The sequence below is a fragment of the Aliiroseovarius salicola genome (assembly GCF_027891095.1).
In the GTDB taxonomy this organism is placed as follows: Bacteria; Pseudomonadota; Alphaproteobacteria; order Rhodobacterales; family Rhodobacteraceae; genus Aliiroseovarius; species Aliiroseovarius salicola.
The window spans coordinates 71,043-86,349 of the sequence record NZ_JAQIIO010000008.1 but is presented as its reverse complement, the minus strand read 5'-3'; the positions used below and the strand labels follow the sequence as shown (position 1 = coordinate 86,349).

The 15,307-nt window shown below is 56.5% G+C and carries 17 protein-coding genes; 13 read left to right on the top strand and 4 right to left on the bottom strand.

Annotated elements, in window-relative coordinates; translation table 11 throughout:
• Positions 1-68 precede the first annotated feature (68 nt).
• Entirely contained in the window at positions 69-833 is a 765-nt protein-coding gene (gloB, locus tag O2N63_RS14100; protein WP_271054978.1) for a hydroxyacylglutathione hydrolase, read from the bottom strand.
• A gap of 151 nt (positions 834-984) precedes the next feature.
• Between gloB and O2N63_RS14095 the strand changes: the two genes are divergently transcribed.
• The 11 genes from O2N63_RS14095 (at position 985) to O2N63_RS14045 (ending at position 11,053) form a co-directional block, all read left to right on the top strand.
• Entirely contained in the window at positions 985-1,647 is a 663-nt protein-coding gene (locus tag O2N63_RS14095) for a DUF938 domain-containing protein (protein WP_271054924.1), read from the top strand.
• A gap of 396 nt (positions 1,648-2,043) precedes the next feature.
• Positions 2,044-2,832 (top strand): methyltransferase domain-containing protein, encoded by a 789-nt coding sequence (locus O2N63_RS14090; protein WP_271054923.1) that lies wholly within the window; start codon positions 2,044-2,046, stop codon positions 2,830-2,832.
• Between the two features lie 29 nt (positions 2,833-2,861).
• Positions 2,862-3,140 (top strand): hypothetical protein, encoded by a 279-nt coding sequence (locus O2N63_RS14085; RefSeq protein ID WP_271054922.1) that lies wholly within the window; start codon positions 2,862-2,864, stop codon positions 3,138-3,140.
• A gap of 481 nt (positions 3,141-3,621) precedes the next feature.
• Positions 3,622-4,182 (top strand): F0F1 ATP synthase subunit delta, encoded by a 561-nt coding sequence (locus tag O2N63_RS14080; protein WP_271054921.1) that lies wholly within the window; start codon positions 3,622-3,624, stop codon positions 4,180-4,182.
• Positions 4,182-5,720: a F0F1 ATP synthase subunit alpha gene (atpA, locus tag O2N63_RS14075; protein WP_271054920.1), complete on the top strand. Its 1,539-nt coding sequence runs from the start codon at positions 4,182-4,184 to the stop codon at positions 5,718-5,720. The genes O2N63_RS14080 and atpA overlap by 1 nt, the downstream gene beginning before the upstream one ends.
• Before the next feature lie 15 nt (positions 5,721-5,735).
• Positions 5,736-6,611 (top strand): F0F1 ATP synthase subunit gamma, encoded by an 876-nt coding sequence (locus tag O2N63_RS14070; protein WP_271054919.1) that lies wholly within the window; start codon positions 5,736-5,738, stop codon positions 6,609-6,611.
• Between the two features lie 18 nt (positions 6,612-6,629).
• Positions 6,630-8,054, top strand: a complete 1,425-nt coding sequence (gene atpD, locus O2N63_RS14065) for a F0F1 ATP synthase subunit beta (RefSeq protein ID WP_271054918.1) — start codon at positions 6,630-6,632, stop codon at positions 8,052-8,054.
• 59 nt (positions 8,055-8,113) lie between these two features.
• Positions 8,114-8,524 carry a F0F1 ATP synthase subunit epsilon gene (locus O2N63_RS14060; RefSeq protein ID WP_271054917.1) on the top strand — a complete coding sequence of 137 codons (411 nt, stop codon included), beginning with the start codon at positions 8,114-8,116 and terminating at the stop codon, positions 8,522-8,524.
• A gap of 148 nt (positions 8,525-8,672) precedes the next feature.
• Positions 8,673-9,158 (top strand): GNAT family N-acetyltransferase, encoded by a 486-nt coding sequence (locus tag O2N63_RS14055; protein WP_271054916.1) that lies wholly within the window; start codon positions 8,673-8,675, stop codon positions 9,156-9,158.
• Positions 9,159-9,447: 289 nt separating this feature from the next.
• Entirely contained in the window at positions 9,448-10,641 is a 1,194-nt protein-coding gene (locus tag O2N63_RS14050) for an MFS transporter (RefSeq protein ID WP_271054915.1), read from the top strand.
• Between the two features lie 61 nt (positions 10,642-10,702).
• Positions 10,703-11,053 (top strand): H-type lectin domain-containing protein, encoded by a 351-nt coding sequence (locus O2N63_RS14045; RefSeq protein ID WP_271054914.1) that lies wholly within the window; start codon positions 10,703-10,705, stop codon positions 11,051-11,053.
• A gap of 69 nt (positions 11,054-11,122) precedes the next feature.
• Here the strand turns inward: O2N63_RS14045 and O2N63_RS14040 are convergent, their stop codons facing one another.
• Positions 11,123-12,136: a ribose-phosphate pyrophosphokinase gene (locus tag O2N63_RS14040; RefSeq protein ID WP_271054913.1), complete on the bottom strand. Its 1,014-nt coding sequence runs from the start codon at positions 12,134-12,136 to the stop codon at positions 11,123-11,125.
• Between the two features lie 105 nt (positions 12,137-12,241).
• Between O2N63_RS14040 and O2N63_RS14035 the strand changes: the two genes are divergently transcribed.
• Entirely contained in the window at positions 12,242-12,838 is a 597-nt protein-coding gene (locus O2N63_RS14035; RefSeq protein ID WP_271054912.1) for a 2-hydroxychromene-2-carboxylate isomerase, read from the top strand.
• Positions 12,839-12,848: 10 nt separating this feature from the next.
• Positions 12,849-13,694 (top strand): alpha/beta fold hydrolase, encoded by an 846-nt coding sequence (locus tag O2N63_RS14030; protein ID WP_271054911.1) that lies wholly within the window; start codon positions 12,849-12,851, stop codon positions 13,692-13,694.
• A 109-nt stretch (positions 13,695-13,803) separates the two neighbouring features.
• On the opposite strand, the gene O2N63_RS14025 is transcribed toward O2N63_RS14030, so the two are convergent.
• Both O2N63_RS14025 and O2N63_RS14020 read right to left on the bottom strand, forming a co-directional pair.
• The gene (locus tag O2N63_RS14025; protein WP_271054910.1) at positions 13,804-14,853 is read right to left on the bottom strand and encodes a threonine aldolase family protein; all 1,050 of its coding nucleotides are present in this window, start codon (positions 14,851-14,853) and stop codon (positions 13,804-13,806) included.
• A complete protein-coding gene (locus O2N63_RS14020; RefSeq protein ID WP_271054909.1) occupies positions 14,853-15,305 on the bottom strand; it encodes a YcgN family cysteine cluster protein in 453 nt (150 codons plus the stop codon). The genes O2N63_RS14025 and O2N63_RS14020 overlap by 1 nt, the downstream gene beginning before the upstream one ends.
• Positions 15,306-15,307 lie beyond the last annotated feature (2 nt).

Here is a 15,307-nt window from a genome sequence, read left to right as displayed (position 1 = left end):
AGCACCTCAAGATATTGATATGTTACACCTAATTCCAGCGATGGTGAACGCGTGAAATGGCGAAATCATCAAAACGTGTCTTTTCGGCGTCGGATTTCGGCGAAAACCTCTGTATCGGTTGCATCCTCCATGCCCAGACCGGATTTGACCGATGGCAGATGGGCGCGCAGGAAAGGGTTGGTTTCTCGTTCAAGGGACAGAGGCGCGGGGACGGTGGGCAGGCCCTGTGCGCGGGCCTCTTCGATATCTTGCCGGCGGGCGGCAAGGGCGACGTTGTCAGGTTCGATGGTCACCGCAAAGGCGGCATTGCTGGCCGTGTATTCGTGGCCTGAACAGATATTGGTATCGTCAGGCAGCTTTGCAAGGGTTGTTAGGCTCGACCACATCTGATCCGGTGTTCCTTCGAACAAACGACCGCAGCCCATGACCATCAGGCTATCACCTGTAAAGGCGGCGCGGGCGGCGGGAACGTGAAAGGCAATATGGCCCACGGTATGGCCCGGTGCGTCCAGCACGTGAACATCATGGGTGGCAAAGGAAAAACTCTCGCCAGGGGCAAGCGCGTCGGTCAATGGGGGCAGGCGGTGGGCGTCAGCCACGGCACCACGCACGATCGCGCCTGTTGCGGCGACCAGATCCGCCACCCCGTCCACATGGTCATAATGGTGATGGGTCAGCCAGATCTCGGTCAGCTGCCAGCCTCGCGTGGCCAGCTCTGACAGGATCGGAGCCGCCTCTGGTACATCCACCACAGCGGTCGAACCGGTCTCATTGTCATGCAGAAGATAGGCGTAATTATCGGACAGGCAGGGCAACGTGACGAGAGAGAGCATCCGGGGATCCTTTGCGGTTTTTTCGTGGGATCCGACAAGAAGGCGATCGGCGGGATTATCGGTGTTTTCGTCGGTCCAGAGGCCAGTCTTGCGCAAATGGCCGGTAAGCTCAATACTGGTTTCATGGGGATCTGAAGTATTGGAAGCACCGATGGCCGGGGAAAGACCTCACTCCACCGCAACCCCCCTGTCCTCGCAGGACGGGGCCAGCGATGACGTGCGCCTTTCCGCTCCTTCCGCTGAGCGGAATATTGCTCCTATCGTGAAAGCTCTGAAACCCTATCTGCCCGCGCAGGGCTATGGGCTCGAGATCGCATCGGGTACGGGGCAGCACGCCATCGCCTTTGCCGCCGCCTTTCCCGGCATCGTCTGGCAGCCCACCGATATTGCAGATGAACGATTGGATAGCATTGACGCCTGGCGCGCGCAGGCCGGACATCGCAATATGCGGCTGGCGCAGTATCTGGATGCTACCGATCCAGGATGGTGTGCGAGCGGGTTTGACGTGATTGTCACCGTGAACCTTATGCACCTGGTCACCGATCACGACATGACAGCGGTGATCGCCGGGGTGGGGCGATCTCTGGACAACGGTGGACGTTGGTGCCTTTACGGCCCGTTCAGATCCGGGGGCGGGTTCCGCTCGGAAGGGGATCTGATCTTTCACAATGCGCTGCGCAAGGATGACCCCACCATCGGCTATAAGGAAATCGAAACCATCGGCGAAATAGCCGCAGCCCACCGTTTGGTGCGTGTGGATTTGAGTGACATGCCAGCCAATAATCTGATGGGGATCTTCGAGAAACGGCCATAGCAACAGCCATTTATAATGGCCCGTCATCTATAAAGGCCCGTCATCCGTCGCTCTGCATATCCTCCCGACATGACCTGCTCCCAACCGTGCCGCCGCTCTCCCCAACCGTCGCCTCCCTCACTTCAAACCAGAGGCACCCAGCGGCCCCGCTTTCGGAGCCCCTGGGGTAGACCCGCCTGTCTTCTTCTGACCGGAAATATCCCGGGGTGAGCGCAAAGCGCGAGGGGCAGCGCCCCTGACCGAGCGCCACGAGGCCACCGGCAGCGCGACGCAGCAAAGGCAAATGTCGCCCACCACAAACTGTGCCACGCATTTGATCAGCCCTTCTGGCATTTTTCGGAAACTGCGTTACTGTGCCTTGAAAAACCACAATGTTCCTCAGTTCCAGGCGTTCCCATGCATCTCGATGTGCAAGACCTTCGAAATTTCTATTACCGCAGCATGTTGGGGCGTGCTGCCCAAAAGGCGGTGCGGGATAAGGTCGTGGCGCTCTGGTCGCCCGAGCGATGCAAAGGACAGACCGTGGCCGGGTTCGGATTTGCGGTGCCTTTGCTGCGCCCCTACCTCAAACCGGCCCGTCGGGTGATCGGGATGATGCCGGCGCCGCAGGGGGTGATGCCGTGGCCCATTGGCATGAAGAATGTCTCGACGTTGGTTGAAGACACGATCTGGCCGCTCGAAAACGGTGTGGTGGATCGACTGGTGTTGATGCATGGGCTTGAGACCAGCGAAAACCCAGCCTTCCTTCTGGACGAATGCTATCGCGTGCTGGGGCCGGGCGGGCGCGCGCTTTTTGTGGTGCCGAACCGGGCCGGGCTCTGGGCGCGCTCGGACAAGACGCCCTTCGGTTATGGCCGCCCCTATTCAGCGGGGCAGCTTGAAGCGCAGCTCAAAACCTATGGGTTTAATGTCGAGCGTCACCTCTCCGCCTTGTATCAGCCCCCGTCGAGCAAGCGGTTCTGGCTCAAGACCGGCAATTTCTGGGAACGCGCCGGCATGCAGTTGCCGGTCGTGATGGCCGGCGGGGTCTTGATGGTGGAAGTGTCGAAACAAATCCCGGCCCCGAAGCGCCCCGGCCTTGCACAACGCGTGCGTCAACCGCTGAAAGTGCTGGAGGGGATGGGGCAGCCGGTGGTGGAGCCCGCAGGGCGATTGTCTGTCACCGCGGAGCGCCACCCGAAGTAAGAGTATCAAGCGTTGCGAAGAATACGTTTATGGTCGAATGGGGATCGTTGAAGCTGCCGGAACCGGAGTTTTTACGTAACTTCGGGCAAGACTATATTTGCGGTGAATTTACTCCTGAACCGGGGTCTGAAATGCCCGATTGGACCGAACAACGGCGCGACGCTGTTGTGATGTTGCTGTTTTGGTATTTGGTAGAGAACGCATCAGCCGCCAATCGGAGTGATCCGTACCCATCCAAGATTGAATTCAAAAAAGATGTGCCTGAGTTTTTTCTCTGCACGTATAGCAACCCCGTTTGGAAGCGTTGACATCGGGGACAGGGGCTGCGGGTGCAGCACAGGTCCAAATGGAGTGGCACGCGTTTGATCAGGGCGAAGAGCGAGCAAGGCCCCGACGGCGCAATTCGCTCTGATTTGGCGAGAATCACATGGCTGATCTGCCCCGAGATCATTGGAAAAAGGGCAGTCGCACAGACGTATTGGTAGATTCGTTAACCTGAGAACGGGTTTCGGTATGCAATTGTATTCAGAAATTTGACGGTCATTTTAACAACCACCCCCGGCATTTTCTCCTATCCGTAAAGGGGTCTGGGCCAATCCGCAGGTGGTGCAGTGTCATAAAGGTCCAATATGTTGGCGTTAAACCCCACCAAGCCTGTTGCGAGGAAGGGTTTTCCCTGCTACATCCCGACGCGATTTAGATGACACGCGACAACCGCGGCATCTGTAGGCCGCCCCGATGTGCTTCACGGCACGTCTCGAAGGGGCTCAAGACATCGGAAGGGTGGACGTGTCCGAACCAGTCGCGATCTCTGCTGGAATTGCCCAGCGATATGCCACGGCCGTTTTCGAACTGGCTAAGGAAGGCAAAGACCTGAAAGCTGTTGAAGGGGATGTTAATGCCCTTGATGCGGCTCTCGCCGATAGCGCCGATTTCCGCAACCTGATCTCTTCACCGGTCGTAAGCCGGGAAGAACAGGGTGTGGCTATCGACGCCATCGCCAAGAAAATGAAACTTTCGCCAATGGTGGCAAACACGCTGGGTCTGATGGCCCAGAAGCGTCGTTTGTTTGCATTGCCTCAATTGATCGCTGCGCTGCGCGCACTGATCGCCGAGGACAAGGGTGAGGTGACCGCTGAGGTGACTTCGGCCAAGGCCATGACCAAGGCGCAACAAGACAAGCTTGCCAAGGCGCTCAAGGGCACCACCGGCAAGGATGTGAAAGTGGACGTGGCCGTTGACGAAAGTCTCATCGGCGGCCTCGTTGTCAAAGTGGGCTCGCGCATGATCGACACCTCGATCAAAGCCAAGCTCAATGCACTGCAGAATTCCATGAAAGAGGTCGGATAATGGGTATCCAAGCAGCAGAAATTTCTGCGATCCTTAAGGACCAGATCAAGAACTTTGGTCAGGAAGCCGAAGTGGCCGAGGTTGGTCGCGTGCTCTCCGTCGGTGACGGTATTGCTCGCGTACATGGCCTCGACAACATCCAGGCTGGTGAAATGGTCGAATTCCCCGGTGGTATCCGCGGAATGGCCCTGAACCTTGAAGCTGACAACGTTGGTGTTGTTATCTTCGGTTCGGACCGCGACATTAAAGAAGGCGACACCGTAAAACGTACGAACGCAATTGTGGACGTGCCGACCGGTGACGAACTTCTGGGTCGCGTAGTTGACGGTCTGGGCAACCCGATCGACGGCAAAGGCCCGATCAAAGCAACCAAGCGCGGCGTTGCCGACGTGAAAGCACCGGGCATCATCCCGCGTAAATCGGTTCACGAACCGATGGCAACCGGCCTGAAATCGGTTGACGCGATGATCCCAATCGGTCGTGGCCAGCGTGAGCTGATCATTGGTGACCGTCAGACCGGTAAAACCGCCGTTGCTCTGGACGCGATCCTGAACCAGAAATCCTACAACGACGCCGCTGGCGACGATGAATCGAAAAAGCTGTACTGTGTGTACGTGGCCGTTGGCCAAAAGCGTTCGACCGTTGCCCAGCTGGTGAAGAAACTGGAAGAATCCGGCGCGATCGAATATTCGATCATTGTGGCTGCGACCGCATCCGACCCGGCGCCTATGCAGTTCCTGGCACCCTACGCCGCGACCGCAATGGCCGAACACTTCCGTGACAATGGCCGCCACGCGCTGATCATCTATGATGACCTGTCGAAACAGGCTGTGTCCTATCGCCAGATGTCGCTGCTTCTGCGCCGTCCGCCGGGACGTGAAGCTTATCCGGGTGACGTTTTCTATCTTCACTCGCGTCTTCTGGAACGTTCGGCCAAGCTGAATGAAGATTACGGTTCTGGTTCGCTGACCGCGCTGCCCGTGATTGAAACCCAAGGTGGTGACGTGTCCGCGTTTATTCCGACCAACGTGATTTCGATCACCGACGGTCAGATCTTCCTGGAAACGGAACTGTTCTACCAAGGGATCCGCCCCGCTGTGAACACCGGTCTGTCGGTGTCGCGCGTTGGTTCCTCGGCTCAGACCAAAGCCATGTCTTCGGTTGCTGGCCCGGTGAAACTGTCGCTCGCTCAGTACCGCGAGATGGCCGCGTTTGCCCAGTTCGGTTCGGATCTTGACGCATCGACCCAGCAGCTTCTGAACCGTGGCGCACGCCTGACGGAACTGATGAAGCAAGCCCAGTATTCGCCGCTGACCAACGCCGAGATCGTTTGCGTGATCTTCGCCGGTACCAACGGTTATCTGGACAAGGTTGGTGTGAAAGAAGTTGGTCGCTATGAGACCGGCCTTCTGAACCACCTGCGTTCCAAACACGCCGATCTGCTCGAAGACATCACCAACAATGACCGTAAGGTTAAAGGTGAGCTTGAGGACAAAGTTAAAGCAGCGCTGGACGCCTTCGCCGCTGACTTCGCTTAAGGGGGGCTCTGAACGATGCCTAACCTTAAGGACCTCAAAAATCGGATCGAGAGTGTCAAAAACACTCGGAAGATCACGAAGGCCATGCAGATGGTGGCCGCCGCAAAACTGCGGCGGGCACAGGAAGCTGCCGAAGCAGGTCGTCCCTATGCAGAACGGTTCAACACCGTTCTGGGTAGCTTGGCGGCCGCCTCGGCTGGGGGCAATGCACCCATGCTTCTGTCCGGCACCGGCAGCGATAAGGTCCACATGCTTGTGGTCATGACCGCTGAACGGGGCCTCTGCGGTGGCTTCAACTCGTCGATCGTGAAAATGGCACGTGCCAAAGCGGACGAGCTGCTCGGTCAGGGCAAGACGGTGAAAATGATCACTGTCGGCAAGAAAGGCCGCGAACAGCTGAAACGCGAGTTCGGCGACATTATGGTACACCATGTCGATCTGTCCGAAGTGCGCAACGTCAGCTACGGCAATGCCCAGGGCATTGCCAACGATCTTATCCATCGTTTCAACGAGGGTGAGTTCGACGTGGCGACGATCTTCTACAACACGTTCGAAAGCGTGATCAGCCAGGTCCCGACGACTACGCAGGTTATCCCTGCCAGCTTTGATGCCCCTGAAGAGGGCGCAGATGCGTCGGTGGTCTACGATTACGAACCGTCGGAAGAAGGTATCCTGAAAACGCTGCTGCCCTCGGGCGTGGCCACTCAGATCTTCTCGGCTCTTTTGGAAAACGCTGCCTCGGAACAGGGCGCGCGGATGTCCGCAATGGACAACGCAACCCGCAACGCAGGCGACATGATCGACAAGCTGACCATTCAGTTCAACCGGTCACGTCAGGCAGTGATTACCAACGAACTTATCGAAATCATTTCGGGCGCTGAGGCGCTCTAAGGAACCGGAGAAACAACAATGGCTAACGCTAAAGGTAAGATCACTCAGGTGATTGGCGCCGTTGTGGACGTTCAATTCGAGGATGCCCTTCCCGAAATTCTGAACGCGCTCAACACCGACAACAATGGCAACAAACTTGTCCTCGAAGTGGCACAGCACCTTGGTGAAAACACCGTCCGCTGTATCGCTATGGACGCATCCGAAGGTCTGGTCCGCGGTCAGGAAGTAACTGACACCGGCGCACCGATCTCGGTGCCGATCGGCAACGCAACTCTGGGCCGCATCCTGAACGTCATCGGCGAGCCGGTTGACGAAAAAGGCCCGGTCAAATCGGACGCCAGCCGCCCGATCCACGGTGACGCGCCTGCATTCGAAGACCAGTCGACCGAAACCGAAATTCTGACCACCGGCATCAAGGTTATCGACCTGCTGGCCCCCTACACCAAGGGTGGTAAAATTGGTCTATTCGGCGGTGCCGGCGTGGGCAAAACCGTTCTGATCATGGAACTGATCAACAACATCGCTAAAGTGCACTCGGGTGTGTCCGTGTTCGCTGGTGTTGGTGAACGTACCCGTGAAGGCAACGACCTTTACCACGAGATGATCGAATCCGGCGTTATCGTTCCTGATAACCTGGAAGAATCGAAAATTGCGCTGGTTTATGGCCAGATGAACGAGCCTCCCGGAGCACGTATGCGTGTTGCTCTGTCGGGTCTGACCCTAGCGGAACAGTTCCGTGACGACACTGGCTCGGACGTTCTGTTCTTCGTCGACAACATCTTCCGCTTTACCCAAGCTGGTTCGGAAGTTTCGGCTCTGCTGGGCCGTATTCCTTCGGCGGTTGGTTATCAGCCGACGCTGGCCACCGACATGGGTGCCATGCAGGAACGTATTTCGTCGACCAAATCGGGTTCGATTACTTCGGTTCAGGCCGTATATGTTCCCGCGGATGACCTTACCGACCCTGCACCTGCAACCTCGTTTGCTCACCTTGATGCGACCACCGTTCTCGACCGTTCGATCTCGGAAAAAGGCATCTACCCGGCGGTTGACCCGCTTGGTTCGACCTCGCGTCTGTTGGACCCACTGGTCATCGGTGACGAGCACTATAAAGTTGCTACCGACGTTCAGGAAATCCTTCAGCGCTACAAATCGCTGCAGGACATCATCGCCATTCTTGGCATGGACGAACTGTCGGAAGAAGATAAGCTGACTGTTGCGCGCGCTCGTAAGATCGAACGCTTCCTGTCGCAGCCCTTCGACGTGGCAAAAGTGTTCACTGGCTCGGACGGTGTTCAGGTTCCGCTGGAAGACACCATCAAGTCGTTCAAGGCTGTTGTGGCTGGCGAATACGATCACCTGCCCGAAGGCGCCTTCTACATGGTTGGCGGCATCGATGAGGTGATTGCCAAAGCCGAGAAAATGGCCGCTGACGCTGCTTAATCTGGGACCGCGACGGGGTGAGGAAACTCACCCCCGACCATCCTGAAAGGAGACCCTAAATGGCAGATACGATGCAATTCGACCTGGTATCGCCCGAGCGCAGCCTGGCTTCGCTTCAGGCCACCGCAGTTCAACTGCCCGGGGCCGATGGCGACATGACGGCCATGCCGATGCACGCGCCGACCATCACCACGCTGCGTCCCGGTATCGTGAAAGTGGAGAGCCCTGAGGGCGACGCCGCTTATGCCGTGACCGGTGGGTTTGCTGAAATCACCGCCAATGGCACTTCGGTTCTGGCCGAACGCGCCGTTCCGGTGGCGGAAGTGACCCAAGAGGTTGTGGACAGCTTTGTGCAAGACGCCGCCAACGCGTCCGACAACGCCACCGCAGAAAACCTCGACGAACTGGCAAAACGCACCGTCGACATCGCCGCACTGGCCAGCGAACTGGGCTTCAACGCCAACTCGTAAGCTACCCGGCAGATAAGAATTTAAAAACCCCGTCCATTGAGGCGGGGTTTTTTGTTTGAATGTCCCGCTATGAGCCCATTGTGTCGAATGCTGCGAGGGGAACCAACAGCGGCTATTCAACTTGATCTATCGCGCGTAATGTATGTGCATGAACAAATTTCGAAACGCCCAGCCCTCCGACGCAATTCGATGTTTTGAGATCGAGACTTCTGCCTATGAAGGCGACGAAGCAGCAACCCTCGAAAAGATATCCAAGAGGATTGAGGTCTATCCCGATGGTTTCCTCATTCTTGAGATCGAAGGCGAGACCGTTGGCTTTATGAATTGCGGATGTGCGCACAACGTCGAAATGTCAGATGAGGAGTTCAAGGAGCTTGTGGGGCATGACCCTAACGCTCCAAATGTCGTTATAATGTCTGTCGTCGTTGATCCGGCCCAGCAGGGAAAAGGCCTTTCACGGGCATTGATGGTCGAGTTCGTAGGACGCATGAAAAAGATGGGAAAATCCGCAATCTACCTCATGTGCAAAGAGCATCACGTCCCGCTCTATGAGAGATTTGGGTACAGATATTTAAATCCATCGACCTCTGGCCATGGAGGAATGACTTGGCATGAGATGTCCATGGAACTTTGAACCGTAGTTTGGTTGAGCCGCGCAGAGCAGACATTCAACCTTGCGACGGGATAGCCCGCTTTGCCCGCATCACTGATATTCGGTCTACAATTATGCAAAAGCAAGATCTGCTCTGGACTCGCACAGGAAACCCAATCCCATACTGGAAAAACTTTAAACTTTCCCCTTCCAGCCCCTCAGAACTTTAAACTTTGCCCGTCTGAGCCTTTAAAAACTTTAAAGATTGCACCTCGCGCCGCTTCCGGGCAGAACTTGACCCATTGGTTAAGTGATCGCGGTGAAAGCTCCCATGAAAAATCGCTCCGCCCTCTGGTTCATCCTTGCCACCCTGTTGCTCGACGCAATCGGGATTGGCATCGTGTTCCCAATCATGCCGGATCTGATGCAGAAAGTCGGAGCGACCAATACCGCAGACGGAGCGTTCTGGGGCGGGATATTGATGGCGTCTTACGCCGGGATGCAATTCCTCTTCGCGCCGATTATTGGTGGATTATCAGATAGTTTTGGGCGCAGGCCGGTGCTTTTATTGGCTCTTGTCACGCTCTGTATTGACTATGTGATCATGGCGATGGCCACCACGTTCATCTGGCTTTTGATTGGACGAGCCATGGCCGGGATCGCGGGCGGAACCTACATTACGGCGACGGCCTATCTTGCGGATATCTCGAAACCCGAGGAACGCGCAGCGAATTTTGGCCTGATCGGGGCCGCTTTCGGGATTGGATTTGTCATGGGGCCCGCCATCGGTGGGGTGGTTGCCAGTTGGCACATTACAGCCCCGTTCTGGCTTGCAGCCGCAATGGCAGGGATCAATGTCCTGTTCGGAATTTTCGTTTTGCCAGAAAGCCTTAACCCTGAAAAGCGCCGCGGATTTGCCCGCCGCGATCTAAATCCATTCAGTTCGATCCTTGATGCATTTCGCCTTCCGGGGCTGGCGCTGCCACTGACGTTGCTGTTCCTGTTTGAGTTCGCCAACATGGTCTACCCCGTACTTTGGGCCTTCTGGACCCGTGAGGTGTTTGGCTGGGGCACCGCCCTGATTGGTGTGACCCTTTCGGCCTATGGGATCGGAATTGCGATCACCCAAGGGGGCGTGATGCGTGTGCTTATCCCGCGCTTGGGTGAGTATAAAACTCTCATCTTTTCAATGGCCTGCGCCACAGTCGCGCTAATCGTATTTGGCCTGACAGCCAGTGTTGTGGTGATGTTTACCTTCCTCGCGGTGGCCGCTCTGGCCGATATGGCACCCCCGACGATGACGGCAATCATGGCCAATAAAGTGTCCGAGGACCGACAAGGCCTGTTGCAAGGGGTGATTGCCTCTCTTGCTTCGATTTCGGCGGTGCTTGCCCCAATGGTAATGACCGGACTTTTCCAAGAATTTGCAGCAGAAGACGCCTATATTTACTTGCCCGGCGCGCCGTTTCTTTTCTCCGGCCTCATTCTGCTCGCGATCTTTCCGTTCTTTCTGAAGCTGCGTTGAGTGTCTTGAAAAGGCCGAAATTATTTGGCCAAATCACAGAGGTGAAGTAGCGGGTTCAATTATGAAGAAATTTAATCGCAATCAATTGGGTGTCGAACAGGGCAGCCGTGTCTTGTTTTCAGATTTCGAACACGACGGGAAGATGTGGACCGGCAGCGGGCCGCGAGAGTTTCGTGAGCCTGTCAATTTTGACGGGCGGTTTTTCGAGCTTCCATCGGTACAGGTTTCGATTTCCATGTGGGACATTGCTGGCGAGACGAACCAGAGGGTGGATATCACAGCCGAGAATATCTCGCATGACGGGTTCGAGATCGTGTTCAAAACCTGGGGTGACACGCGGGTCGCCCGCATTCGAGCCGATTGGCTTGCGATCGGCAGCTTGTCTGATCCGGATGACTGGGATGTTGATTAGCCGGGCAGGCCGGCGCAATAGAAAAAGGGCCCTCTCGGGCCCTTTGTTATTTTAAGTAATTGTAATCACTTAGGTATACATGCCTTCGTAAAGCGGCTCGAGCGTGTCATGATCGAAGAGCGAACTGACCGACATGCCGCCCCAGATGTTCTGGATCGCTTGGGCAAAGATCGGTGCGGTGGGTACGATGCGGATATTCGGCGCGTTTTTCACATGGTCGGTCGCCTCAATCGAATCGGTGATCACCAGAGACTTCATCACCGAGTTGGAAACACGCTCGACGGCGGGGCCGGACATGACGCCGTGGGTGATATATGCGTGGACTTCGCTGGCACCTTTTTCCATCAAGACTTCGGCCGCCTTGCACAGGGTGCCAGCAGTGTCGCAGATGTCGTCCACGATAATGCAGCGCTTGCCGGTCACGTCACCAATCACGGTCATTTCAGCCACTTCACCAGCTTTCTCGCGACGTTTGTCGACGATGGCGAGCGGAGCGTTGATCCGCTTAGCCAGTTCACGTGCGCGGCCAACACCACCCACGTCCGGCGAGATCACCATGACTTCGTCGAGGCAATCCTTGAAGTGATGCTTCACATCCAGTGCAAAAACCGGGCTGGCATAAAGGTTGTCCACCGGAATGTCGAAGAAGCCCTGGATCTGGGTGGCGTGCAGGTCCATGGTCAGAACCCGTTCAATGCCAGACTGGGCAATCAGGTTGGCGACCAGCTTGGCCGAGATCGGCGTCCGCGCCTTGGTCCGGCGGTCCTGACGAGCATAGCCGAAATAGGGGATCACGGCGGTGATGCGGGCCGCAGACGAGCGGCGCAATGTGTCCGAGATGATCAACAGCTCCATCAGGTTGTCATTGGCCGGGTTTGATGTCGGCTGAATGATGAACATGTCTTCACCACGGACGTTTTCGTAGATCTCAACGAAAACCTCCTGGTCGTTGAAGCGTTCGACGCGGGCATCTACCAGCCCCACGCGTTCACCGCGATGAAGCGACATGCGCTTGGCGACAGATTTGGCAAGTGGTTGGTTGGCATTGCCGGAAATGAGTTTCGGTTCAGTGATCGAAGGCATGGTCGTGTCCCCAAGTGGCCCGTATGACAGAATCGTGACGATGGCACCCCCTTACCATCCATGCAGATTCCTTTAAACAGGTTGGTGAAACAAGGAGGGCAGAAATTGGCGCATATTGACTATTATTTCACAGTCCTTTCGCCTTGGGCGTATCTTGCCGGGGCGCGGATGGAAGAAATGGCGGCCCGCCATGGGGCCAGCGTGACCTACAAGCCAATGGATATCATGTCGATCTTTGATCGTACCGGGGGTGTGAAGCAATCGGAACGGCATCCGAGTCGAAATGAATATCGGATGCAGGAACTGCAGCGTTGGTCAAAATCTCTGGAGATGGAGCTTACCCCAAATCCTGCCTTCTGGCCCACCAATGCAGCTCCCGCGTCTTACGCAATCATTGCCGCGCAAAAAGCGGGTGGTGGAGATGTCGGGGCGCTGGTGCAAAAGATCCTCCGGGCCTGCTGGGCCGAGGAGAAAGACATCGCGCAGGATGAGGTGATTGGCGATGCGCTTGAGGCCTGTGGATTCTCGCGCATGTTGACGATGACTGGGATGCTGGAAGGGGCTGAGGTCTATTCCAGAAACACTGATGATGCGGTGAAGGCCGGTGTATTCGGGTCGCCTTTCTATGTCACGGATGATGACGCAAGGTTCTGGGGACAAGATCGGCTCGCACAGCTTGACGCCCACCTCGCCACCCGCTGATAAGCGGGTTATGGCAAAGGATACTCTGGCTGGCACTGAAATACATTGGACCCGGATGGGGCAGGGGCGCCGGGAGGCGCTGCTGCTGCATTGTTCTCTTGCCCATCTCGGGGCATGGCGCGGCGTGGCAACGCAGCTTTCCTCTGACCTGTCTATGCTGATGATGGATTTGCCCGGCCATGGGCAATCTGGGGATTGGGATCCTGAACGGGACTACCAGACGCAAGCAGCCGAAGCGGCGTTGGCGCTACTGGACACAGAGGCGCAGGAAACGGTTGATCTGGTCGGGCACAGTTTTGGAGCTACTGTTGCCCTTCGCGTTGCCCAAATGGTTCCAGAACGGGTGCGAAGCCTGACTTTGATTGAACCGGTTCTATTTGCTGCTCTCAGCAACCATCCGCAATATGCTGGGGAATATGACGATGTCGACGCCTTTATGAAGGGAGCGTTTGCAGATGCGATGCGGGCCGGGGATCATATCGAGGCTGCGCGTCTGTTTCATGGTGTTTGGGGTGGAGCTGTGTCCTGGGAACGACTGCCGGTGATCCTGCGCGATGACATGGCAGCACGTATTCACCTGATCTCGGCCTGCGCTCCGGTGACCTCAATGGATGTGCATGGGCAAGCCGCACCTGGGGCACTGGAAGGGCTTAAAATGTCTTGTTTGCTAGTTGAGGGGCAGGGCACACCACGCATCATCGCTGCGATTCACGATGTCTTTGAGGCGCGGTTGCCGGATGCGCGCCGCGTGGTGATCGAAGGGGCGGGACACATGTCACCGATTTCGCATCCTGAGCGGGTGGCATCTGAGATCCGTCGTTTGCTAGAGCGTACTCCGGCCGAAACCACGGTCTAAAGACCTGATATCGTTGGGCGCGGCCTCGGCTTTGCCTCGGCTCAGGGGCTTTGCCCCTCGCCCTGCGGGCGTACCCCAAGGTATTTGCAGCAAGAAAATACCGAAGGCTCTAGCGTCGGATCAGGTTCAGAAACATGTCGATGTTTTCATCGGTGGCGGACCAATCGGTAACGAGGCGTGCTTCTAATAGTTCGTCCGGGTCATTGCCAATCAGATCGTCATTCCACACAAGATACACGGCCCCGGCATCATGCAAGAATTGATGGCCTTGCCGCGACCAGCGGGCGAAGCTGATATTGGCTTCGGGTTCGAACATGTAGGACGTGCCTTCAACCTGTTTTAGACCGCGTGCCAGACGTGCATTGGCGGCGTTGGCGCGACTTGCCAGATCAAGCCACAATCCATCTTCGAGATAGGCCAGCATCTGGGCAGACAGGAAGCGATGTTTTGAGAAGAGATGCGCGCCGCGTTTGCGGCGGAGTTCAAATTCCCACGCGTGTTTCGGGTCAAAGAAGATGACGGCTTCAACCCCCATGCAGCCGTTTTTGGTGCCGCCGAAGCTGACCACATCAATGCCCGCTTTCCAGGTCATCTCAGCTGGAGTGCTGCCTGTTGCCACCACCGCATTGGCAAAGCGCGCGCCGTCCAGATGAGTGGCCAGACCAAATTCTTTGGCAACGCCCGTCAGGGCGGCGATTTCCGCCACGGAGTAGACTGTACCGCGCTCGGTCACATTTGTGATGGAAACAGGTCCGCGTTGCGGCCCATGCACGCCACGGGAACCTTCCTTGGTAACTGTGGTGCGCAGGGTTTCCGGTGTCATCTTGGCGTTGATCGACGGTACCAATGTGAGCTTTGCCCCACCGGTGAAAAACTCGGGCCCGTTGCATTCGTCTTCATGGATATGTGCTTCGGGAGTACAGAATATCGTTTCGAATGGTTGGCTCAATGTGGCAAGCGAGAGCACATTTGCAGCGGTGCCGGTGGCGACCAGAAAAACCGCTGCATCGGGGGCTTCAAAAATGTCTCGGATGCGTGCCGTGACCTGAGCGTTCAAATCGTCCGCCCCATAGGGCATCGCATACCCATTGCTCGCAGCACCGATCGCTTCAAGGATTTTCGGATGCACCGGGCCGGTGTTGTCAGAGGCAAAATACATCAGTGGGGCTCCTCGATCAGATGCTCTTCCCATTCTTCTTCGGGCACGTCGAATTCCGGGATGGTCCAGCCTTTGACAGACCTTCCTTCTTCATGCATTCGTTCTGGCCCACCTGCAACAAGCGGATGCCAATCGGCAAGTGGCTTTCCTTCGTGCCGCAGGCGATATGCACAAGAGGCGGGCATGAAATAGGCAATATCGGCGATATTCTTCTGACTGAGCACAATGCATTCCGGCACGAAATTCAACCGGATGTCATATTGCGCGCAGCGGCAGGTTTCATTGTCCAGCAGGCGACAGGCGATGCGGGTGAAAACCACCTCACCAGTCTCTTCATCTTCTAACTTGTTCAGGCAGCACTTGCCGCACCCATCACAGAGGGCTTCCCACTCTTCCGGGGTCAGATCCTGCAAAGGGCGTTCCCAGAATTTCTTGCGCAAAACAGGGGCCATGG